Source organism: Ralstonia sp. 1138 (assembly GCF_040544795.1).
In the GTDB taxonomy this organism is placed as follows: Bacteria; Pseudomonadota; Gammaproteobacteria; order Burkholderiales; family Burkholderiaceae; genus Ralstonia; species Ralstonia flatus.
This window is the reverse complement of the sequence record NZ_JBEPKQ010000003.1, coordinates 441,607-462,936: the sequence shown is the minus strand read 5'-3', so window position 1 is coordinate 462,936 and position 21,330 is coordinate 441,607. Positions and strand designations below refer to the sequence as shown.

The window sequence follows — 21,330 nt, the reverse complement described above, 5'->3', positions numbered from 1 at the left end:
GATACCTTGGATGAACAAATGGGGGCAGGCTTCGCGGTGCGAAAACTGTCCCCATTTGGTCATGCCAGCCAGGCCGTCGATCTTTGGCCCGGTTTTGGAACGCGGATTGTACTCCCAAACTTGTGACGGAAAACCCCGGGGCAGCCGATGGCTTGCGCTGGCCTTATCGAACCCGCCGAGCGGATCAGCGACCGGATTCCGCCGCCTGGGGCAACTCGCCGCGCGGCCCCACGGTGGCCGCCATCTCCGGTTCGGCCACGAAGCGGTCGCGCCCTGTGTAGAGCAGAAAGTGCCGCCCAGTGCACCGCGCAAACAGCGTCAGGTTGACGCGCTCGGCCATCTGGTGGCCCATCTGCGTAACGCCCGAGCGCGACAGCAGGAACGGAATGCCCATCTGCGCGCCCTTGATGACCATCTCGGAGGTGAGGCGGCCGGTGGTGTAGAAGATCTTGTCGCCGCCGTCCATGCCCTCGAGCCACATGCGACCGGCGATGGCATCCACGGCATTGTGGCGGCCGACGTCTTCGATGAAGTGCAGCAGTTCGCCCTGCGCGTCGAACAACGCGCAGCCATGCACCGAGCCCGCCTGCTTGTAGATCGACTGCTGCAGGCGGATGGTGTCGACCACGCGGTACAGCGTGGTCTGCGTCATGCGCGCGTCGGGCGGTAGATGGATGGCGTCGATCTCGTCCATCAGCGAGCCGAACACGGTGCCCTGCCCGCAGCCGGTGGTCACGGTGCGGCGGGCCGTCTTCTCGTCCAGGTCGGCAATGCCGGCGCGCGTGGTGACAGCAGCCGATTCGGTTTCCCAGTCGACCTGGATGGAAGCGATGTCTTCGATGCTGCCGACCAGGCGCTGGTTACGCAGATAGCCCAGCACGAGCGCTTCGGGGGCACCGCCCAGCGTCATCAGCGTGACGAGTTCGCGCTTGTCGAGGTAGACGGTGAGCGGGCGCTCGCCGGGAATGTAGACATGGCGAGCGCGGCCCAGCTCGTCGAGCACTTCGACCTCGTCGAGCAGGGGAACGGAAGCGTTGGTCAGTTCTGGACGCAGCGGCATCAATGTCTTCGTTCAAATAAAAATGCGCACGGCAAGCGTGCGCATGGTGCCGCCGGTACCCGCCCGAAAGCGGATACCGCGTGCGGGCGATCAGTTCGCCACGATCACGCCGCAGGCGACGCGCCCGCCGGAATTGCCGGTGGGTTGAGTCATGTAGTCGTCCTTGCCTGCGTGAACGATCAACGCGTGGCCGACCAGGCTGGTGGGCCCGGGCGACAGCGTCACGCCGGAAAGAACGATGGAGCCGACAGCCTTGCCGTTGGCATCGGATTGCAGCATCGGGATGTCGCCGGCGTGATGCGCGCCTTGACGCGGATCACCGTGCTGCTGGCCGGTCGGGTTGAAGTGCCCACCCGCGCTATTGCCGTCCGGCGAGGAGCAATCGCCCTTCTCATGCACGTGGAAACCGAACATGCCGTTGGCCGGCAGGCCGGAAATATCCACCGCCATGGCAACCCGATTGTCGCCTTGCTGTGCGAGCTTCACGCTGCCTTGCACGGTGCTGCCGCTCTTGGGTGCGAGCACGGCGGAGGCCGCCATGGCGCCGTCACCGGCATTGCCGGCCTTGGCCGTCGACGCTGAGTTCGATGCGCAGCCGGCCATCAGGCCGATCGCGGCGAGTGCAATCACGAGTTGCTTCATGTGTCACCTCCAGTCAGGGTTCACTCGGGGAGCGGACGATTGTACTGCCGGATGATGAACAAGCAACATTGGCAGCAACGGCTCACCCTTCGGCTCACCCTTTGGCCGCCGGCCCTGACGCGGGCGGGACAGGTGCGACAAACGGCCCGGGGTCAACGCACGGCGCACCCGGCTGCGTATGCGCCGCCTTGCCACCGGCCTGGTAAGACGCCGCCACCTTGTCCTGGGCCTTGCACGTCTGGAACGCGGCCACCTTGTCGCCCCAGGCCGCTTTGGCTTTCGCCAAGTCCGCCTGGGCTTTCTGTTCTTCCGTCGGCGCCGGCAGCTTGGCGCCGGCCAGTCCGCTTGTCAGGCTCAGCATGGCGGCAGCAAGCGCCATACCTGCGGCGCGGGTCAGCGCGGATGCATGCATGGAGAGGTTCCTCGAATCGGTGCGGTCGATGGCGTCATGACTTGACGGGCTGCTCGCTGGGCGACGGCGGTGCAGGCGGCTGGGAACGTTGCGCCGGAATCTTGCCGGCCTTGACGTCGTCGTACCAAAGCTCGTGGTGCTCCTTCGCCCAGGCCTCGTCGACATAGCCGTCGCGCATGGCCCGGTAAGCGCCTTCCATGCCGATCGTGCCCATGTAGATGTGGCCGAGCGACATGCACATCATGCCAACCGCCGCAATCGCGTGAATGATCTCGGCCAGTTGCATCGTGCTGCGGTAGTAATCCACGCCCGGGACGATGCGATCGAGCGTCCAGCCCGAGGCCGACAGGATCAGCCCAAACACGACAAGCCCGCCCCAGAACCAGAGTTTCTCGCCAGCGTTGAAGCGGTGCGATGGCACTTCTGCGCCGTGTTCGCCGGCAAACATGCCGCCCAGGCTCAGCAGCCATTTCACGTCGCCCTGGCGCGGCAGGTTGTCCCGCACCCACATCACGAAGGCCACGATGATGCTGACCGTGAAGAGCGGCCCCACCAGGTTGTGCAGGTTTTTCAGCACATACGTCAGCCAGCCGAACAACTGGTGGCCGAGGATCGGCAAGAGGAAATGCTTGCCCCACAGCATGACGATGCCCGACACGCCGAGCGTGACGAACGAGATGGCCATCGTCCAGTGCACGTAGCGCTCGGTGGGGGTGAAGCGCTCGATCTTGCGGCCGGTGGGCGCTTCCTTCAGCGGGATCATGCCGCGCCAAAGGAAGAAACCAAGGATGACCAGCGGCACGAGCACCATCAGCCAACCGCCCCACACGGTGATCACGCCATTGCGGAACAGCCGCCATTTCTGCCCGGTGCGCTGAATCAGCACGCCGGCCTCCAGCCCGGGAATGCTCGCGTAATGCGCCTGGTCTGAGTTCACTTCACGCCAGACGGGCGCATTGTTGCCCGGTTGCGCGGCGCGGCGTGCGGCTTGGTCGTGCGCCTCTTTGGAAAGATCGCGCTTCTGCAGATCAAACACATTCTCCGAGACGATGTTGGAGAACGGCTGTGCCGGCTGTACGGCCGGATTGACCGGGGCGGCGTCGGCCGCGGGCGCACTGGCCGGCTGCTGCGCGCTCGCCAACGCTGCTGCGCTGCCCAGCAACACGGCCATCACAAGATGTTTCCAGGAAGTGCCCATGGACGAACCTCCGCTTGCGCGCGTCATGGCGTCTTGTTGTACTCGTTCTGGTATTGGCCGCGTGCGCGGATCTGGTTCTGCCAGCTCGTGCGGTCACCGGGTGTCCAGTTCTTGGCCATGAACGGGTCGCCTTCCGCCCCCTTGTAGGCAGGCGCGTCGTCCTTGCGGTGCGAAGCGAACGCGGTTTGCGGGCGCTCGCCGCAGGCACCGAGCAGCAGCACGGCGCCAAGCGCGACCAGCAGGCCGGTCGATCGTGCCCGGGCGATCATGATTGCGCTCCCGGCGCGGAAGCCGGCGTGGCCGGTGCGGCCGGTGCGGCCGGGGTGGCCGGTGCCGCCTGACCGCCCTTGCCCTGCGCGCCGCCGTAGGCCGTGCCCCATCCGAACAACTCCGCGCCCTTCCCGCGTTTCATGACGCGGTTACGCAGGATGTCGGAAATCACGTCGCCATCGCCGCCGAGCAGCGCCTTGGTCGAGCACATTTCCGCGCACAACGGCAGCTTCCCTTCGGCCAGGCGGTTGCGGCCATACTTTTCGAACTCTTCCTCGCTGCCGTTCTTCTCAGGGCCGCCCGCGCAGAAGGTGCACTTGTCCATCTTGCCGCGCACGCCAAAGGTGCCCTGGCTCGGGAACTGCGGCGCACCGAACGGGCACGCATACGAGCAATAGCCGCATCCGATGCAGACGTCCTTGTCGTGCAGCACCACGCCGTCTTCGGTGCGGTAGAAACAGTCGACCGGGCAGACCGCCATGCACGGCGCATCGGAGCAATGCATGCACGCCACCGAGATGGATTTCTCCGCGCCGATCATGCCGTCGTTGATAGTGACCACGCGGCGCCGGTTCACGCCCCAGGGGACCTCGTGTTCGTTCTTGCAGGCCGTGGCGCAGGCGTTGCATTCGATGCAGCGCTCGCTGTCACAGATGAATTTCATGCGTGCCATGTTGATCTCCCCGTCCTTATGCGAACCGCTCGATCTGGCAGACCGTCGTTTTCGTTTCCTGCATCATCGTCACCGAGTCGTAGCCGTAGGTGGTGGCCGTGTTGACGGCCTCCCCGCGCACGATCGGGTGGGCGCCTTCCGGGTAGTAATCGAGCAGGTCCTTGCCCTGCCACCAGCCCGAGAAGTGGAACGGGATGAAGGCGTGGTCGACCCCCACACGCTCCGTCACCAGCGCGCGCACCTTGATCTGGGCGCCGGTCGGCGTCTTGACCCAGACGAAATCGTTGTGTCGGATGCCGCGGTCAGATGCGGCCTTCGGGTTGATCTCGACAAAGTTCTCCTGCTGCAGCTCGGCAAGCCACGGGTTGGAGCGCGTCTCCTCGCCGCCGCCCTCGTATTCGACAAGGCGGCCGGACGTGAGGATGATCGGGAATTTCTCGTAGACCTTGTTTTCGATATTGCGCTGCTGCACCGTCTTGTACAGCGTCGGCAAGCGCCAGAAGGCCTTCTTGTCGTCGTGCGTCGGGTACTTGGCGACCATGTCGGGCCGCGTGGAATACAGCGGCTCCCGGTGCTGCGGAATGCCGTCGGGGAAGTTCCACACGATGGCGCGCGCCTTGGCGTTGCCGAACGGATGGCAGCCGTGCTTCATCGCCACACGCTGGATGCCGCCGGACAGATCGGTCTTCCAGTTCTTGCCTTCGGCGGCCTTCTTCTCGACATCGGTCAGGTCATCCCACCAGCCGAGTTTCTTGAGGAAGACGTGGTCGAACTCGGGGTAGCCAGTCGTCAGCTCCGAGCCCAGCGAGAACGAGCCATCTTCGGCCAGCAGGTTGACGCCGTCGCGCTCCACGCCGAAGTTGGCGCGGAAGTTACCGCCCCCTTCCATCACATGCTTGCTGGTGTCGTACAGGTTGGGCGAGCCGGGGTGCTTGAGTTCCGGCGTGCCGTAGCACGGCCACGGCAGGCCGAAGTAGTCGCCGGTCAGGTCGTAGCCGGTTTCGGCATCCTTGCCGCCCTTGCAGCGCAACGTGCGCACATCAAACAGGTGCATGTTGCGCATGTGGGCCTTCAGGCGTTCCGGCGATTGGCCCGTGTAGCCGATCGTCCAGTTGCCGCGATTGATCTCGCGCAGGATCGATTCGATCTCCGGCTCGCGCCATGTCATGCCGGCACGCTTGTATTCGGTGATCTTGCAGTTCTTCGACAGCTCCTTGCCGAAGCCGAGGCGATCGGCAAAGGCCTGCATGATCACGTGGTCCGGCTGCGACTCGAACAGCGGGTCGATGACCTTTTCGCGCCATTGCAGCGAGCGGTTCGACGCGGTGCACGAGCCGGACGTCTCGAACTGCGTGGCCGCCGGCAACAGGTAGACGGCGCGGTTCGGGTTGGGCGGCGTACCATCGGCGGCGGGCATGTTGGCCATCGCCGCGGTGGCCGACGGGTATGGATCGATCACGACGAGCAGGTCGAGCTTGTCGAGCGCGCGCTTGATATCCATCCCGCGCGTTTGCGAGTTGGGCGCGTGACCCCAATAGAAAACGGCGCGGACGTTGTTGTCCTGATCGATCAGGTCGTTCTTCTCCAGCACCGCGTCGGCCCAGCGCGAGACGGTGGTGCCCGACTTCTCCATCATGGCCTGCGAAGCAAAGCGGCCCTTGATCCAGTCGTAATCCACGCCCCAGACGTTGGCGAAGTGCTTCCACGCCCCGGCAGCCAGGCCGTAGTAGCCAGGCAACGAATCGGGGTTCGGGCCGACGTCGGTCGCGCCCTGCACGTTGTCGTGGCCGCGGAAGATATTGGCGCCGCCGCCCGACTTGCCGATATTGCCGAGCGCCAGCTGCACGATGCACGATGCGCGCACGATGGCGTTGCCGATGGTGTGCTGCGTCTGGCCCATGCACCACACCAGCGTGCTGGGGCGGTTCATCGCCATCATCTCGGCGACCTTGTGGACCTGCGCTTCCGGCACGCCGCACACCTCTTCGACCTTGTCCGGTGTCCACTTGGCGAGCACTTCCTCGCGCACCTTGTCCATGCCGTAGACGCGGTCGTGGATGTACTGCTTGTCTTCCCAGCCGTTCTTGAAGATGTGATACAGCACGCCGAAGAGGAACGCGATGTCGGTGCCCGAGCGGATGCGCACGTATTCATCGGCCTTGGCCGCCGTCCGCGTATAGCGCGGGTCGACGACGATAACCTTGCAGCCCGTTTCCTTGGCATGCAGCAGGTGCAGCATCGACACCGGATGCGCCTCGGCTGCGTTCGAACCGATGTACAACGCGCACTTGGCGTTCTGCATGTCGTTGTACGAGTTCGTCATCGCACCGTAGCCCCACGTGTTGGCCACGCCGGCGACGGTGGTGCTGTGGCAGATGCGTGCCTGGTGGTCGCAGTTGTTGGTGCCGAAGAACGACACCCACTTGCGCAGCAGGTACGCCTGCTCGTTGCTGTGCTTGGATGAGCCGACGAAGAAGAACGAATCCGGTCCGGTCTCCTGGCGGATGCTCTGCATCTTGGCGACGATCTCGTTCAACGCCTGCTCCCAGCTGATGCGCTGGTAGCGGCCGTCGACGAGCTTCATCGGCGTCTTCAGGCGATATTCGCCGTGACCATGCTCGCGCAGGGCGGCGCCCTTGGCGCAATGCGCGCCGAGGTTGATCGGCGAATCGAACACCGGCTCCTGGCGCACCCACACGCCGTTCTGCACGACAGCGTCCACCGAACACCCGACCGAGCAGTGCGAGCACACCGTGCGGCGTACGACGATGTCCCCCTTCCCTTCGGCGGCCTGGGCGTCGCCCACCACAGATTTCTTCACCAGCGAAAGTTGCGTTGCGGCCAGCCCTGCGCCGACGCCGATGCCAGAGCGCTTGAGGAACGTGCGACGGTCCATGGTCGGCAATGCGCCGGCCAGGCTGCGCGCCAAACTGCCAGTGAGCGACGAAGCGCCCTGGCCGCCTGAACGTCGCGCCGAAGCGGCTTTGGTGTCCTGTACCGCCGGTTTGCGGGTCAGAAGCATGAGGTCACCTGAAGATGTGGGGTGCGTGCAATGACGATGAAGCGGAAGCGGCGCGCATGCGGCCGCGTCAGATCCACGTCGTCTTGTAGTACTTGCGGATGTGTTCGCTCAGACGGTAGCCGGTAGCGCCGTCATCCGCTGCGTCAGTGGCGGGTGTAGCCGGAGCGGTGGGCGCTTGCACCAGATGGCCCGCTGTGGCGGCCGTGCCTGCAGCCGCGGCTGCAACGGCCGCCCCCATCAGGAAGCGGCGGCGAGTGGGTGCAGCGTCAGCGGAATCCGCTTCTGGGCGCGCGTGAGGGACGGTGTTCGGACTTGGCATTTCGATGCTCCCCGGCTCAATCAAACCGATGACCGAATGTAATAGGAATTTTTGAACACATTTTAGGAGCAACGGCATGGGAAAACCATGCCCAAAACCCCTCTTCCTGGGATTTTCCTGACGATTTACCGATGAATTTTTTCAATGAGTGCGGTTTGAACCGGTCCGCCGTGACGTGGGCGGGGCGCGGCTCTTCGGCTTGCGCTTAATTTTTAGGCAGCCAGGCGAAGGCTGTCACGCCAATTCAAGGGCGAGCCGCTCGACGTCGAAAAACGCTTTCGCCAATCCCGCCACATCGGCATAGAAGGCAGCGCGCGGATGCTGCAATACAGCATCACAAGCCGTATCGACCCACGGCGCCAGATGACGCTGGAAAAATGCGCGCTGCTCTTCGATGCGCGCAAGGTCGACGTCATCGCCGGCGATGAGATAACGCATGACCTCGCACAGCGTGGCGAGGTGGTCTTCTGTTTCCGTGACGCCCTCGGCGCGCTCCAGGCCGAAGCGACGCAGATCGTCCCGCAGCACGACGAGCGGCTTTTCGTTCATGAAACCGGCCTGGTAGTACGAGCCGTACAGGAACACCTCGGGCTTGCCGACGCCGATGAACAGTTCGGTGTATTCGTCGTCGGCCTGCGCGGCGGTCGTCTTGCCGGCGCGGGCGACAAGCCGCCGCCAGGCCTGAGTCAGTGCGCTGCTGGCGGCAGCTTCCGCGTCGGCCGGGGCGGTATCGTCATCGCCTGCGGGCTCCAGCGGCGCGGCGGCGATGCGCTGCAGCAAATCGGCGTCCGCCGCGTGGAAGAACAGCGTGGCCAGCAGGCCGTAGAGGTCCGCACGGGCGAGGTCCTCGGCGCTGTCGGCAGGCGTCGCGGCGGGCTGGAATTGCAGGGGCTGGGCGTCGGTCATGGGATCGGGATCGGCTTCAATGCGCGGCTTCAATACGCGGTTTTCAGTGCGGGGCGCCCGGGCGTTCGCCGTGCTGCATCATGTCGATCACGCGGCAGTCGCTGCACATCTTCAGGCGCTCGGCGGCGGCCCCGGAGAACGCCGGATGCGCGCCGAGCTTGGCCAGCATCGTCGTGACCATCTGCGCGGTGCCGAACGGCTTGCTGCAGCGGATGCAATGGAACGGTTGCGCCTCGTTGAGCGTGACCGGCTGGCGCGCTTCGGCCGACAGATTCAGCCGCGGCACGAGTGCGATGGCGCTTTCGGGGCACGTCGTTTCGCACAGGCCGCATTGGACGCAGTTGCGCTCGATCATGGCCAGCACGGGGCGCTCGGCCTGATCACGCAGCGCCTGCGACGGGCATGCGCCAACGCACGCCATGCAGAGCGTGCAGCGTTCGCGGTTCACGGTGATGGCGCCAAACGGTGCGCCGGCCGGCAGCGGGATGACGGCCTCGGTGGCCTTGGCGTGGCGCGCTAGGTGGTCGAGGGCGAAATCGAGCGTTTCGCGCTTGGCTGCGGCCACGGCAAAGGTGGCAGCCGGCATGTCACGGCGAAAGCCGCGCAGCGGGCCCGACACGTCAGCGCGGCCCAGGTGCGCGTCGAGCGCAACCGCATCGGCCACGTCGATCAGCACCACGCCCGCCCCATCCGCCGGCTCGCCCAGCCCGTGCAGTATGGCCTGGGCCGCGGCAACCTGCTCGGCGAGCATCGCGCGGTACTGCGGTGCGTCGTCTTCCGTTAGCAAAATCGCGATGCGCGCGGCGCCGTAAGACAGGGCAGCAAACCATAGGTCCAACCCCGTCGATGCCGCATGGAAAACTTCAACCGGCAGCACATTCACCGGCACGCCCTGCGCCTTGCCGATGCGGGCGGCACGGCCCAGTTGCTCGATCAGCGTGCGGCCGCGCTCTCCGTTGTGCAGCAGAACCACGGCATCACGCCCGCCCGCCGACGCATACGTGCTCAGCAGCGTCTTGAGCTTGCGTCCCTGGTACGGCGCATTGGGATAGGCGTACGTCATGGCGCCGGTCGGGCACGCCGTCGTACACGCGCCGCAGCCAACGCACAGATTGGGCGTGACCTGCACGCTGCCGCGGCCGTCCTTCCATTGCGACGCGATGGCCGACGCGGAACACACCTGCACGCAAGCGTCGCAACCGACCTGGCCGTTGCGCCCATGCGCGCAGATCGATTCCTTGTATTGGAAGAACTTGGGCTTCTCGAACTCGCCCACCATCTGCAGCAGCGCCAGCGATGCCGTCAATTGGCGGCCCGCGTCGGCGCCTGCATGGAAATACCCCTGCGGCGGCTGGTGCTGGGCAAACGCCGGCGCATCGTTCAAATCGAGAATCAGGTCGAATTGGCCCGATAGCGCCTGGGGTGCCTCCAGGCGGCCGAAATCGATGGCCATTGCGTCGCCGCACGCCTTGACGCACGCGCGGTGGTCGCGGCATGCCTCCAGATCGATCTGGTACAGCGCGTCGATGGCGCCTTCCGGGCAGACATCGATGCAGGCGTTGCAGCGCGTGCAGCGGTCCAGGTCGATCGGATTGCGGTTGCGCCACTTCACCTCGAACGCGCCGAGCCAGCCCTTCATCTCCACCAGCTCGCCCGCGTGTACGGGCCAGCGACGCTCCATCGGCGGCACAAGCGCACCCTTCGCGCGGTCGCGTCCGGTGACGAGCACCGTCACGTTCAACTGGGCGGCCAGGCGCTCCGCCCAAGGCATCGCACGCTCGGCAGGGCCGACGATCAGCACATTGCCATCGGAGCGGTAGTCAACCACCGGTACCGGGTCCGGCGCCGGCAACCCTGCCACGGCCAACAACGCCGCTGTCTTGGCATGGAGGCCGCGCGCATCGCGCTTGGCCCCGGCCGACCACCCGCCCGTTTCGCGCACGTTGACGAAATGGATCGGCGCGGTCACGCCTTCATGCTGTGCGGCCACTTCTGCAAACAGCGCCTTTTCCTGCGTGCACGCGACGATGACGTCTTCCGTGCCGTCCAGCGCCTGCGTGAAGGCGCCGATCTCGCGCCGGCACAGCAGATGGTGGGTCTTGCCGGGCGCATCGATGGCGGCGTCGGACGCGCGCAGGGCGTCGCCCACCGCATCGGCATCGAGCGGCATGGTGTGATTGCAACTGCAGAGCAGCGTCGGCATGGATCTGAGCGTAAGCGCCTGCGTGCATGGCGCAGGCTGTGGGGACATGGCCGCGCGGTCGTTGCCGGGCGGTACTCTTTTTTTATTCTACGGACGGTGGCTTAGCGCCGCCATGCGGGCTTGCCTGGGCGGGGTCGTCGGCGGGCGGCTCGGCATCCGCGGCTTCAGGCGGGGTCTCGCCGGTCACAGCGGGCGAAGCGTCCGATACCGGTTCGACTCCTGCCGGCGGCGCTACATCGTCGTCAAGCGGTTCGAACAACCGCAATTCCGCCGTATGGCGCAGCTCGCGCAACATCTCGGGGGGGATCGGGTCAGGCTGCGAATAGTCGTCGATGTAGGTATCGAGGCCGTCCATCACGTTGAAGTGCGGATCGGCAAAGAGCTTCTTAAGTGCGGCGCGCTTGACGGCTTCGTCCACCCCGTGCGCGACGAAGGGCGCGAAATCATCGGAGGGCGTCAGCTTGGCGGCGTCTGCCAGCGTCAGCGGCGGTGGCGCCTCCGGCGCGGGCTCGGCCGCCGACGCTTCGGGCACGACCACCGGCGCAGGGTCGGCGGGCGGGGCCGCTGGCGGTTCCGGTTCCGGCTCGGGTTCGCCCCGCCGCTCGGCAGCCTTGCGGCGCGACCAGCGCGAGAGGAAAGTTTCTTCGCTCACGGCAGTTTCACTCAGAACTTCGCGCGGTCTTCCGGCGGCAGAAACGACTCCGGGCGGCGCCGCTTCTTCGGCTCGGGCCGGTAGTTTTCAGCCACGTACGCCTGCAACCACTCCAGCGCAGCGGCATCCAACGGTACGTTTTCGACCGTCTCGCCGCCGTCGAGCCAGCGACCGGCTTCGTTGTAGCTCAGCGAAACCGTATGCGGGATCGCGCGGCCTTCGTCGGCCGTGCCCGGCTCGCCCAGGCGCCACAGCACAAACCAGCAGGGCGCGGCGGAGGTCACGTTCAAGTAATAGCCCTCGGCCTCGTCGCGAAACAGCGTGACGGAGAAGCCCGGCGTGAGCCAACGCTCTTCGCCGGGCCCATCGTCGGCCCGATCGAGACAGCGCGGTGCCGTGCCGTATTCGCCCAGGTCGGGCACGACCGCTTCCAGCCGCCACTGATACGGCTGCCAACGGTTGGCCGTCGGGCGGCGGCACAGCACCACCGCCACCCGTACGGAGGGGCGGTCGGCAGGCAGCGGCGACGTAGGCTCCATGGCGTCAGGTGTTCTGCACGACGATCGACGGGAACTTGCTCGTCATGTCCTTCGCCTTCTCGGCCACGGCGATGGCGACGCGGCGCGCGATCTGCTTGTAGACGCCGGCAATGGCGCCGTCCGGGTCGGCCACCACGGTCGGACGGCCCGAATCGGCCTGCTCGCGGATGGACAGATTCAACGGCAGGCTGCCCAGGAACGGCACGCCGTACTGTTCGCACATCTTCTCGCCGCCGCCGGCACCGAAAATGTGTTCGGTGTGACCGCAGTTCGGGCAGCAGTAGACCGCCATGTTCTCGACCACGCCAATGATGGGGATCCCCACCTTCTCGAACATCTTCAGGCCCTTCTTGGCGTCGAGCAGCGCGATGTCCTGCGGCGTGGTGACGATCACCGCGCCCGTCACAGGCACCTTCTGCGACAGCGTGAGCTGGATGTCGCCCGTGCCCGGCGGCATGTCGACGATGAGGTAATCCAGGTCGCGCCAGTTCGTCTGCTTGAGCAGTTGCTCCAGCGCCGAGGTGACCATCGGACCGCGCCAGACCATCGGGTTGTCCTGCTCGATCAGGAAACCGATCGAATTGGCCTGCAGGCCGTGACCCTCCATCGGCTCCATCGTCTTGCCGTCGGCTGACTCCGGCTGGCCCTGGATGCCCAGCATCATCGGCTGGCTCGGGCCGTAGATATCGGCGTCGAGAATGCCGACGTTGGCACCTTCCGCGGCCAGCGCCAGCGCCAGGTTCACGGCGGTCGTCGACTTGCCCACGCCGCCCTTGCCGGAGGCCACGGCGATGATGTTCTTCACGTTCGGCATCAGATGCACGCCGCGCTGCACGGCGTGCGCGACGATCTTCATCGATACCTGCACGCTCACATTTTCGACACCTTGCACCTGGCGCAGCGCCCCGATCACCAGCTTGCGGATCGGATCGAACTGGCTCTTGGCCGGATAGCCCAGCTCCACGTCGAGCGATACCTCGCCGCCATCGACCCGGATGTTGCGCGCCGATTTGGACGACACGAGGTCGCGCCCGGTATTGGGATCCACCACGCCGCGCAGGGCTTCGGTGATCTGTTCGATGGTTACGCTCAACATTTGCTCCACAAATCTAATGCGAATGGGGGACGGGCCAACGGTGACGCGGCATGAACTTTGCGGCGCCCTGGCCACTCTACGTACTGTTTTGCTATTGTATTTTGCCGGCGCATCCTTCGTCCGATTCCCCCCAATATCCCTCCGATGCGCCGGATATCGGCAAGTCCACAAGAACCGATCCCGTTACCCGTAGGAGAAACCATGAAAGCCAAGCTTATTTCCGTCTCGCTCATCGCCCTGCTGGCCGCCGGCTGCGCCACCGAGCAGCAGAACCAGACCGCCATGGGCACCGGCGTTGGTGCGGCCGTGGGCGCTGGCATCGGCGCGCTGGTCGGCAACGGCAAGGGCGCCGCCATTGGCGGTGCGCTGGGCGCGGCCACCGGTGCAGCCGTCGGCTACAACTGGGGCGCAATCAAGTCCAAGCTGGCGGGCGATACGGCCGGCACGGGCACGCAGATTTCGGAGCAGCCCGACGGCTCGCTCAAGTTGAACATTCCGAGCCAGGTCTCGTTCGACACCGACAGCGCGGTGATCAAGCCGTCGTTCCGCGGCCCGCTGGATAGCGTGGCACAAACGCTGACGCAACATCCGGAACTGGCGGCCAATGTGGTCGGCCACACGGACAGCACCGGCAACCCGAACTACAACATGACGCTGTCGCAAAAACGTGCGCAGAGCGTGGCGAGCTACCTAACCGACCGAGGTGTGGCGCGCAATCGCCTGTCCGCCGAAGGCCGCGGCCAAAACCAGCCCGTTGCCGACAACGCCACCGAGGCCGGCCGCGCCCAAAATCGCCGCGTCGAAATTTATTTGAAACCAATTCAGGGGTAACCCTGTCATAGAAAACAGGTGCCGCTTGCCACACGTTGCTGGCTCGCGATGCGTGGCTGACCTCCCGGGCGGTACCTGATTTCTCCTCCTTTTCCGTTGTGGAAAGCTGCGCCGGCGCTGACCGGCGCTTTTTTTTTGGGGCCACGCCATGCGCGGCATCTTGACGCATCGGCCAGAGCGGACGATCACACCCGCCATTCCGCAGATTCGTCTGCACCCGGCCCGATACCGCCGGGCGCGCTAAAATATGCGTTTCTCCGCGCGCCGCGCCCTGTTTGCGGCCCGCCCGCACCTTTCTGGCCTGCCCATGTCCGAACGTCGCATCCTCGTCACTTCCGCCCTGCCCTATGCCAACGGGCCGATTCACATCGGCCACCTGGTCGAGTACATCCAGACCGATATCTGGGTGCGCTTCCAACGCATGCGCGGCCACGAGACCTATTACGTGGGCGCCGACGACACGCACGGCACGCCCGTCATGCTACGTGCAGAGAAGGAAGGCCTGACGCCGCGCCAGCTGATCGAACGCGTCTGGACGGAACACAAACGCGACTTCGACAACTTCCTCGTCTCGTTCGACAACTACTACAGCACCGACTCCGACGAAAACAAGGAGCTGTGCCAGAACGTCTACCTGAAGCTCAAGGAAGCCGGCCTGATCGACGTGCGCGAGGTCGAGCAGTTCTACGACCCGGTCAAGGAGATGTTCCTGCCGGACCGCTTCATCAAGGGCGAATGCCCGAAATGCGGCGCGAAAGACCAATACGGCGATTCGTGTGAAGTCTGCGGCGCGACGTACCAGCCGACCGACCTGAAAAACCCGTATTCCGTGGTGTCGGGCGCGACACCGGTGCGCAAGTCGTCAGAGCACTACTTCTTCAAGCTCTCCGACCCGCGCTGCGAAAATTTCCTGCGCGACTGGGTGGCAGACCTGGCGCAGCCGGAAGCCACCAACAAGATGCGCGAATGGCTCGGCGAGGAAGGCGAGGCCAAGCTCTCGGACTGGGACATTTCGCGTGACGCGCCGTACTTCGGCTTCGAGATTCCGGGCGCGCCGGGCAAGTATTTCTATGTGTGGCTGGATGCGCCGGTCGGCTACTACGCCAGCTTCAAGAACCTGTGCGCCAAGCGCGGTCTCGATTTCGACGCGTGGATCAACGAACACTCGACCACCGAGCAGTACCACTTCATCGGCAAGGACATCCTGTATTTCCACACGCTGTTCTGGCCCGCGATGCTCAAGTTCTCGGGCCACCGCACGCCGACCAACGTGTTCGCCCACGGCTTCCTGACCGTGGACGGCGCCAAGATGAGCAAGTCGCGCGGCACGTTCATCACCGCACAGAGCTACATCGACACTGGCCTGAATCCGGAATGGCTGCGCTACTACTTCGCCGCCAAGCTGAACGCGACGATGGAAGACCTAGACCTGAACCTGGACGATTTCATCGCGCGGGTGAACAGTGATCTGGTCGGCAAGTTCGTCAACATCGCCAGCCGCTCGGCGGGCTTCCTGGTCAAGCGCTTCGAGGGCCGCGTGAGCGATGCCGCGCTGGGTCATCCGCTGATGGTGCAACTGCGCGAAGCCGCCCCGCAGATCGCCGATCTGTACGAAAAGCGCGAGTACAGCAAGGCGCTGCGTGCCGTGATGGAACTGGCCGACGCCGTCAACGCCTTCGTCGACACTGAAAAACCGTGGGATCTGGCCAAGGACGAGGCCAACCGCGAAAAGCTGCACGCCGCGTGCTCGGTCGCGCTGGAAGCGTTCCGCCTGCTGGCCGTGTACCTCAAGCCGATTCTGCCGACCACGGTCGAGCGCATCGAAGCGTTCCTCAACGTTGAGCCGCTGACGTGGCGCTCGATCGATTCGCAACTCTCGTCGGACAAGCCGATCCAGCCGTACTCGCACCTGATGACGCGCGTGGACAAGAAGCAGGTGGATGCGCTGGTGGAGGCCAATCGTCAGTCCCTGCAAGCGACCGCCGATGCACCGGCGGCTGGCGCCAACGGTGCTGCCGCCATCGAGCCGATCGCCGAGACCATCACCATCGACGACTTCGCCAAGATCGACCTGCGTGTCGCCAAGATCGTCGCCTGCCAGCGCGTGGAAGGATCGAACAAGCTGCTGCAGCTGACGCTGGATGTGGGTGAAGGACAGACGCGGAATGTGTTTTCGGGCATCCAGTCGGCGTATGCGCCGGAAGATCTCGTGGGCAAGCTGACCGTGATGGTTGCCAACCTGGCACCGCGCAAGATGAAGTTCGGGATGTCGGAAGGGATGGTGTTGGCGGCTTCGGCTGCTGATGAGAAGGCTCAGCCTGGGCTTTATATTCTTGAGCCGCATTCTGGGGCGGTGCCGGGGATGCGGGTGCGGTAATGGGTGTGTTTGGGATGGCCTTGGTGGTGCATCCCTTGTTTCATCCCCTGCCGGGGCTGACTCACTTTCTTTGGTCTTGCCCAAAGAAAGTAAGCAAAGAAATGCGCGCCCGAGACGGCGACCCATTCCTTGAATTTATGTCGCAGGGAGGGAGGGGAGGCAAACTCGCTGCGCTCAGACAGCCTCCCCTCTTTTTCCTCCCTGCAACAGAAATTCAAGGCGCCATCTAGGGCAGGGAAAGTCAAAGGACAAAAACCAAACCCAAACCCTCGGGGCGCAAGTCCAAACGAAAAGGCCAACCGCACGATGGGTTGGCCTTTCTCTTTTGACGTTAGGCCCTTGATGGCGCCTTGAATTTTTGTAAGCGGGCGGAAACAAGACGGGAAACTGTTTGAGCGAAGCGAGTTTTTCCCGTCTCCGCCCGGTTACGCAAATTCAAGGGATGGGTCGCCATCTCGGGCGCGCCTTTCTTTTGCTTACTTTTCTTTGGCAAGACAAAGAAAAGTGAGTCGTGCCCGGCAGGGTACGAAACAGGGGATGCACCACAAATAAGACCAGAGCCAAAAACCCCAACCCCCCTATCCCCCATTCAACCGATCATCACTCCGCGAAGTCGTCGTAACACGCCCATCCACCCCAAAGTGCACATTGAAGAAAGCCCGTTCGGTCGCGCTTTCCATCCACCGATACCCCCAAACCTCTTCCTGCTTCAGCTTAAACACCTCCACCTTCCCCGGCTTGCCCAGCATCCGGCGAACGTCATCCTTGCTCTGCCCCACCCGCACGCGTCCAAAATTCTCGGCGGTCAACACCTGCTCGATCTTCTGCACGTGCCCGTCAGGCCCGATCGTCACCATCCACGTTGAAGTCCCTTCCGGCCCGCGCGGATACTCCAGTTGCCGTGTGCCGCCTTCGTTCTCCCAGATCGTCTCCGGCTGGCCGGCAGTGGCCCTGACATCGTCCTCGGTGGATTGCCCGGCCACGATGCCTTTGAACAGCAGGTTGTCCGGCTTGGCCGATTGCCACGCCCGCTTGGCGGCATCGCCCACACGATCCACTGCCTGGTCGACCTTCTGCTGATCACAGCCGAACAACCCCAGCAATGAAGCCAGAATGCCCATGGTGACTCCCACTTGTGCGAGTTGACGAAGATGCGACATGGAACTCCTCGTTCGAAACTTGTACCCGTCGCCATTCTGGCAGCCGGGCTATCCGATTACCAACGCTTGTTGAACAGGACCGATGCACCGTTGATCGTGCCGCCGCGTGCCACCACCGACCACCGCCGCGAGAATTGCCACGTCAGTTTGACGATGGAGTCCGCTGTCGACAGGCTCTGCTCATAGCCGACGGTGATGCGCTCCGAAATTGCCTTGCCCAGGCTCACCACCTGCGGGTCGGTCAAGCCGGCGGTAGACGGCCCGATCGAGAACTCGTCGAGCCCGAAGCGTCGCGCCACGTTCTTGCCGGCCACGTTGCCCAGCAGGCCGAGCGCCGCGCCGGACATCGCCTGCTGCTGGCCCAGCCCGGCATTCGACGCGCTGTAGCCGAACATCAGCCACGAAAGCTTGTCTTCATCGGGCACGTTCGGCTCGGAGACGAGCTTGACGCGTGGCTGGCGCACCGTGCCGGTCACCTGCACCCCCGCTTCGACTTCCTGGTTGCGTCGCATGGCGGTGATGTTGAACGACGGATTGTTGATCGGCCCGACGAAGTTCAGCACGCCCTGCTCGATGGCGAGCTTGCGGCCGAATGCTTCGTACGTGCTGCCCTGACGCACGTAGATCGTGCCGGTGCCGCGCAAGGGAACGAGCGGCTCGCTGTGCACGTGCATCTGGCCGCCAAGCGACAGGTCCGCACCGGCACCCTTGAAGCGGAAGTTGTCGCCAAAATCGACGTCCACATCGACCACCGGGCTGAAGCGGCCGGCCGGCTTCTCTTCGCGCTTGACGCCGCGTTCGGCCTGGTTGCGGGCGGCGTCGGCGCGGCGGACGATGACCACGTCGTCGCCCAGCGAAGGCGCGCCGTCCTTCGGCAGATCGAACAGGCCGCGGTCGACCTTGAATTTGCCGGTGATGGCCACGCGGTCATTGTCGTTGGCAATGCGCGCCTGGCCCGACAGCACCAGCGTGCGGTCCGGATCGGCAAAGAGCTGCAGCTTGTCGGCGACGATGGAGCCTGCGAGGTTCGGGTTCGCCTCGCCAAGCTGCACGCGGCCCTGCGCGCGCACGGTGCCGTCGCCACCGTGGAACACCACCTCTTGCAGGTCGACCACGTTCTGGTCGAGCGCCACACGCACGACGCCCTTCGTCAGGCGGATGCCCTGGTCGTACAGCGCCACCTCGACGTCCTGGCCGGTCAGGAAGCCGCTCACCTTGGGCGCGCCCACGGTGCCAGCAAATGTCAGGCTGGCCGCAAGCTGCCCGTCCGTTGCGACGTCCGGCCCGAGCAGATCACCGATGCTCTTGAGATGCGGCAGGTTGATCGTCAAGCCGCCGGAGAGCGGCGACGTGGGCGCCATGAGCGCCAACGTGCCCGGCCCCGGATCCCGCACGAGCCCGACACCCGCATCGAGATAAAGGTTGCCCACGCGCGTCGACTGCACGGTGCCGCGCAGCCCGAGGCGCATGCCCTCGCCGCGCGCGTCCACGGTCGCTTCGGTCAGGCCCAGCGGTGTGAAGCCCCGGCCCGCGTTGATTGATAGATCGCCGCTGCGCCGGGTGATGCGCGCGGTGCCGGTGGCCGTGCTGCCGAGATCCAGATCCCATTGGCCGTCGACAACCAGATCCGTGCGCACGGGCGGAGCCTGGCCCGTCCAGGTGCGCACCAGCTCCAGCACCCGGGCAATCTGCAAGCCGTCGACGCGGCCGGCGCTGCGGACGTGGCCTTGGGCGGATTCGACTCGCTCGATATGGATGGGCGTCTGATCCAGCGTCAGGTCTGCACGGCCCATCATCAGGCGGCCGGGTGCCACCGACAGCTTCACTGGCGCCGTGAGCTGCAGGTTGGGCGCGCCCTGCGCCGACAGCGTGGAAATCGTGCCGTCCCACCCGTCGCCATCCTTGCCCGGCGTCAGCGCACCGTCGCCGGCCAGCGCAAACTTGAACGGCTGGTTGCGGACGTTGCCGTCGGCGTCGGCGCGGAAGCGGTGGGCGCGTCGCGTGCCGTCCAGCGTGGCATGCACTTCTCGCAACGACAGGCTCGGGCCGGTTACACGCTGCGCGGTCAGGTCGAACAGCAATGGCCCATCGATGCCGTCGCGGATCTGCGCGCGGCCGTTGGCGGTGTCGATCTTGTTTCCCTGATAGGCGAGCTGGCTCGCGCGGAACGTGGCGTCCACCTGCGGGCGCTTGATCGTGCCGGAGACATCGCCGGACAAGGTGACCGCCCCGCTCACGCCAAGCTGCAAGCGTGCGAGCTGCGGCGCATCGATTTCAACATGCATGCGGTCGCCCGCCGCGCCAAAGCTGCCCCGCAGGCTGGCCTTGTTGCCGGCCACGTCGAGCCTGGCGTCGCTGGGCAGCAGGCGTTCACCGCGCAGGTGGACATTGCCGTCGCCGGTCATCGGCAAGCCGGCGTAATCGCTATCGCGCACGGCAAATTTGACGGCGGCATCGATCGGTTCACCCAGCGTGCCGCGCGCATCGAACTCGGCGTTGATGCGGCCCTTGGCCACCTTCGCAAGGCGCGATGGATCGAACTCCGCCAGGTTGCCCTTGAAGGCAAACGACTGCGCGTCGTCGTGCTTGAGCGTGCCCGCCAGCGTCAGGCGCGAGCGCCCCAGCGACACCTGGGCGCTTTCCACCGCGACCTGCGCGGCATCGAGCACGGCTTTCGCTTGCGCACGCATGTCGCCGCCCGCCAGGTCGAGCGCCACATGCTGCGTGCCGCCCGCAAAATCGACGGTAATGGGGCCCGCGAGTTTTGTCTTCTCCAACGATGCATGCAGCGCCTGCAGATCAAGCTGGCGCACATCCACGCGCAGTGCGCCATGCCCCTTCTGCACATCGGCGCCGCCCGTGAGCACCGCGCCGCCGAGCAGCCGCACATCGAGACCGGTGAGTTGCTGATCGTTTTCGTTCAGCCGCACCTGCGCACGCAGCGATTGCAGCGGCAGCTTCTGCTTGTCGAGCGTGCCGGGCTGCGCGTTGTCGACCTGAATGGGACCGGCCACCGTCAGCGTCTTGGCCTGCGCGTCGGGGCGCAGATCAGCGTGGATCGACAGCGATGCTTCCGGCGCGCCCGGCGCAAACGCCCGCGGATTCACGTGTTTCGCCGACACCACCGCGCGCGACAAGGGCAACGCGCCAAACGGCGTGGCGTCGATCAGCGCCTGCGCGGTCAGCTTGGCGCCGGTGCCGGTCGCGTCGATGTGCAGCGCCTCCAGCGAGCCTGACAGCTGCGCCGACACCGCCGCATCCTGCTTCTGCCCGTTCACCTCGAACTGCGTCGCGAGTGTTGCCGCGCCAGTGAGCGGATACGGCCGCGTGCCGGTCATGCGGAGCGTGGCGGCCAACTTGCCGGCGGGTGTCTCCATGCCGTCGAGCAGCACGTTGTGATGCGTGCCGTCGGTGTGCAGGCTTCCGGCAATCGCCTTCAGTTCGGTGGTCGACGTGCCTTGCCGGATGGCAAGGCGATCGACGGCAAGGCGGTCCACATCCAGGGCCAGCGGCAGCACCAGCGAATTGGGCGGACCACTCGGCGGTGTCGGCGGCGTCGGATGCAGGATCACGTCGACATTGCCGGCCCGCAGATACGCGAAGTGCGCATGCCACGGACCGCGCGTGAGAACCCAGCGGCCTTCCACATGGTCGATGCGCACTTCGGTGCTGCCCGCGCGGACGTGCAGATCTCGCAGGGAGAGGCCCTCGCGCACGGTGCCGCCATCCAGCTTGCCCGAGACATAGGCGTTGCCGAAGCGCGTGGCGAGCGACCACAACTGCGCCGTGCCCGATTGCGAATGGATGGCCCACACCAGCCAGCCGGCCAGCGCCAGCACGATCACCAGGACAAGTGCGATCAAACCGCCGAGCCAGCGCAGGGTGCGGTGGCCCCAGCCACGCTTGGTACGCGCAGAGCGAGGGGCTTCGGGCTGCTTCGGTTCAGGTGTTTGCGGATCGGTCATCGTCA

17 protein-coding genes are annotated in these 21,330 nt (G+C 65.2%); 2 read left to right on the top strand and 15 right to left on the bottom strand.

All coding sequences use genetic code 11. From position 1 onward, the window contains the following. Positions 1–184: 184 nt before the first annotated feature. The 13 genes from ABIC76_RS15050 to apbC all read right to left on the bottom strand — a co-directional run bounded on the left by ABIC76_RS15050 (position 185) and on the right by apbC (position 12,989). Complete coding sequence (locus ABIC76_RS15050) at positions 185–1,060, bottom strand: formate dehydrogenase accessory sulfurtransferase FdhD (protein ID WP_354534453.1); 876 nt, start codon at positions 1,058–1,060, stop codon at positions 185–187. Positions 1,061–1,150: 90 nt separating this feature from the next. Further along, on the bottom strand, positions 1,151–1,702 hold the full coding sequence (locus tag ABIC76_RS15045; protein WP_027680806.1) for a superoxide dismutase family protein: 552 nt from the start codon (positions 1,700–1,702) through the stop codon (positions 1,151–1,153). Positions 1,703–1,796: 94 nt separating this feature from the next. After that, positions 1,797–2,114, bottom strand: a complete 318-nt coding sequence (locus ABIC76_RS15040; protein WP_027680805.1) for a hypothetical protein — start codon at positions 2,112–2,114, stop codon at positions 1,797–1,799. A 34-nt stretch (positions 2,115–2,148) separates the two neighbouring features. Further along, on the bottom strand, positions 2,149–3,312 hold the full coding sequence (locus ABIC76_RS15035; protein ID WP_027680804.1) for a formate dehydrogenase subunit gamma: 1,164 nt from the start codon (positions 3,310–3,312) through the stop codon (positions 2,149–2,151). Between the two features lie 23 nt (positions 3,313–3,335). Then, complete coding sequence (locus ABIC76_RS15030; RefSeq protein ID WP_027680803.1) at positions 3,336–3,581, bottom strand: hypothetical protein; 246 nt, start codon at positions 3,579–3,581, stop codon at positions 3,336–3,338. Next, the gene (gene fdh3B / locus ABIC76_RS15025) at positions 3,578–4,255 is read right to left on the bottom strand and encodes a formate dehydrogenase FDH3 subunit beta (RefSeq protein WP_354534452.1); all 678 of its coding nucleotides are present in this window, start codon (positions 4,253–4,255) and stop codon (positions 3,578–3,580) included. Before fdh3B ends, ABIC76_RS15030 begins: the two co-directional genes overlap by 4 nt. A 16-nt stretch (positions 4,256–4,271) precedes the next feature. After that, positions 4,272–7,277, bottom strand: a complete 3,006-nt coding sequence (locus ABIC76_RS15020) for a molybdopterin-dependent oxidoreductase (protein ID WP_354534451.1) — start codon at positions 7,275–7,277, stop codon at positions 4,272–4,274. 67 nt (positions 7,278–7,344) lie between these two features. Further along, positions 7,345–7,596 (bottom strand): twin-arginine translocation signal domain-containing protein, encoded by a 252-nt coding sequence (locus tag ABIC76_RS15015; RefSeq protein ID WP_065859915.1) that lies wholly within the window; start codon positions 7,594–7,596, stop codon positions 7,345–7,347. Positions 7,597–7,830: 234 nt separating this feature from the next. Beyond that, the gene (locus tag ABIC76_RS15010; RefSeq protein WP_354534450.1) at positions 7,831–8,502 is read right to left on the bottom strand and encodes a TorD/DmsD family molecular chaperone; all 672 of its coding nucleotides are present in this window, start codon (positions 8,500–8,502) and stop codon (positions 7,831–7,833) included. 43 nt (positions 8,503–8,545) lie between these two features. Continuing rightward, positions 8,546–10,705 carry a 4Fe-4S binding protein gene (locus ABIC76_RS15005; protein WP_354534449.1) on the bottom strand — a complete coding sequence of 720 codons (2,160 nt, stop codon included), beginning with the start codon at positions 10,703–10,705 and terminating at the stop codon, positions 8,546–8,548. Between the two features lie 82 nt (positions 10,706–10,787). Further along, positions 10,788–11,357, bottom strand: a complete 570-nt coding sequence (locus tag ABIC76_RS15000; protein ID WP_354534448.1) for a DUF3306 domain-containing protein — start codon at positions 11,355–11,357, stop codon at positions 10,788–10,790. A gap of 11 nt (positions 11,358–11,368) precedes the next feature. After that, positions 11,369–11,896 (bottom strand): DUF3305 domain-containing protein, encoded by a 528-nt coding sequence (locus tag ABIC76_RS14995; protein WP_354534447.1) that lies wholly within the window; start codon positions 11,894–11,896, stop codon positions 11,369–11,371. Between the two features lie 4 nt (positions 11,897–11,900). After that, positions 11,901–12,989: an iron-sulfur cluster carrier protein ApbC gene (apbC, locus tag ABIC76_RS14990; RefSeq protein ID WP_027680795.1), complete on the bottom strand. Its 1,089-nt coding sequence runs from the start codon at positions 12,987–12,989 to the stop codon at positions 11,901–11,903. Between the two features lie 204 nt (positions 12,990–13,193). Between apbC and ABIC76_RS14985 the strand changes: the two genes are divergently transcribed. Then, positions 13,194–13,823 (top strand): YiaD family glycine zipper/OmpA-like lipoprotein, encoded by a 630-nt coding sequence (locus ABIC76_RS14985; RefSeq protein WP_012762565.1) that lies wholly within the window; start codon positions 13,194–13,196, stop codon positions 13,821–13,823. Between the two features lie 307 nt (positions 13,824–14,130). Then, positions 14,131–16,200, top strand: a complete 2,070-nt coding sequence (gene metG / locus ABIC76_RS14980) for a methionine--tRNA ligase (protein ID WP_354534446.1) — start codon at positions 14,131–14,133, stop codon at positions 16,198–16,200. 578 nt (positions 16,201–16,778) lie between these two features. On the opposite strand, the gene ABIC76_RS14975 is transcribed toward metG, so the two are convergent. Together ABIC76_RS14975 and ABIC76_RS14970 are read right to left on the bottom strand one after the other, a co-directional pair. Continuing rightward, a complete protein-coding gene (locus tag ABIC76_RS14975) occupies positions 16,779–17,321 on the bottom strand; it encodes a hypothetical protein (RefSeq protein WP_354534445.1) in 543 nt (180 codons plus the stop codon). Positions 17,322–17,416: 95 nt separating this feature from the next. Then, the gene (locus ABIC76_RS14970) at positions 17,417–21,325 is read right to left on the bottom strand and encodes a translocation/assembly module TamB domain-containing protein (protein ID WP_502947864.1); all 3,909 of its coding nucleotides are present in this window, start codon (positions 21,323–21,325) and stop codon (positions 17,417–17,419) included. Between the last annotated feature and the right edge of the window lie 5 nt (positions 21,326–21,330).

Coding starts and splice junctions, on each gene's coding strand:
- ABIC76_RS15050 (WP_354534453.1), bottom strand. CDS start 1,060: ATGCCGCTGCGTCCAGAACTGACCAACGCTTCCGTTCCCCTGCTCGAC.
- ABIC76_RS14985 (WP_012762565.1), top strand. CDS start 13,194: ATGAAAGCCAAGCTTATTTCCGTCTCGCTCATCGCCCTGCTGGCCGCC.
- ABIC76_RS15035 (WP_027680804.1), bottom strand. CDS start 3,312: ATGGGCACTTCCTGGAAACATCTTGTGATGGCCGTGTTGCTGGGCAGC.
- ABIC76_RS14975 (WP_354534445.1), bottom strand. CDS start 17,321: ATGGGCATTCTGGCTTCATTGCTGGGGTTGTTCGGCTGTGATCAGCAG.
- ABIC76_RS15015 (WP_065859915.1), bottom strand. CDS start 7,596: ATGCCAAGTCCGAACACCGTCCCTCACGCGCGCCCAGAAGCGGATTCC.
- ABIC76_RS15010 (WP_354534450.1), bottom strand. CDS start 8,502: ATGACCGACGCCCAGCCCCTGCAATTCCAGCCCGCCGCGACGCCTGCC.
- ABIC76_RS15030 (WP_027680803.1), bottom strand. CDS start 3,581: ATGATCGCCCGGGCACGATCGACCGGCCTGCTGGTCGCGCTTGGCGCC.
- ABIC76_RS15005 (WP_354534449.1), bottom strand. CDS start 10,705: ATGCCGACGCTGCTCTGCAGTTGCAATCACACCATGCCGCTCGATGCC.
- fdh3B (WP_354534452.1), bottom strand. CDS start 4,255: ATGGCACGCATGAAATTCATCTGTGACAGCGAGCGCTGCATCGAATGC.
- metG (WP_354534446.1), top strand. CDS start 14,131: ATGTCCGAACGTCGCATCCTCGTCACTTCCGCCCTGCCCTATGCCAAC.
- ABIC76_RS14995 (WP_354534447.1), bottom strand. CDS start 11,896: ATGGAGCCTACGTCGCCGCTGCCTGCCGACCGCCCCTCCGTACGGGTG.
- ABIC76_RS15045 (WP_027680806.1), bottom strand. CDS start 1,702: ATGAAGCAACTCGTGATTGCACTCGCCGCGATCGGCCTGATGGCCGGC.
- ABIC76_RS14970 (WP_502947864.1), bottom strand. CDS start 21,325: ATGACCGATCCGCAAACACCTGAACCGAAGCAGCCCGAAGCCCCTCGC.
- ABIC76_RS15020 (WP_354534451.1), bottom strand. CDS start 7,277: ATGCTTCTGACCCGCAAACCGGCGGTACAGGACACCAAAGCCGCTTCG.
- ABIC76_RS15040 (WP_027680805.1), bottom strand. CDS start 2,114: ATGCATGCATCCGCGCTGACCCGCGCCGCAGGTATGGCGCTTGCTGCC.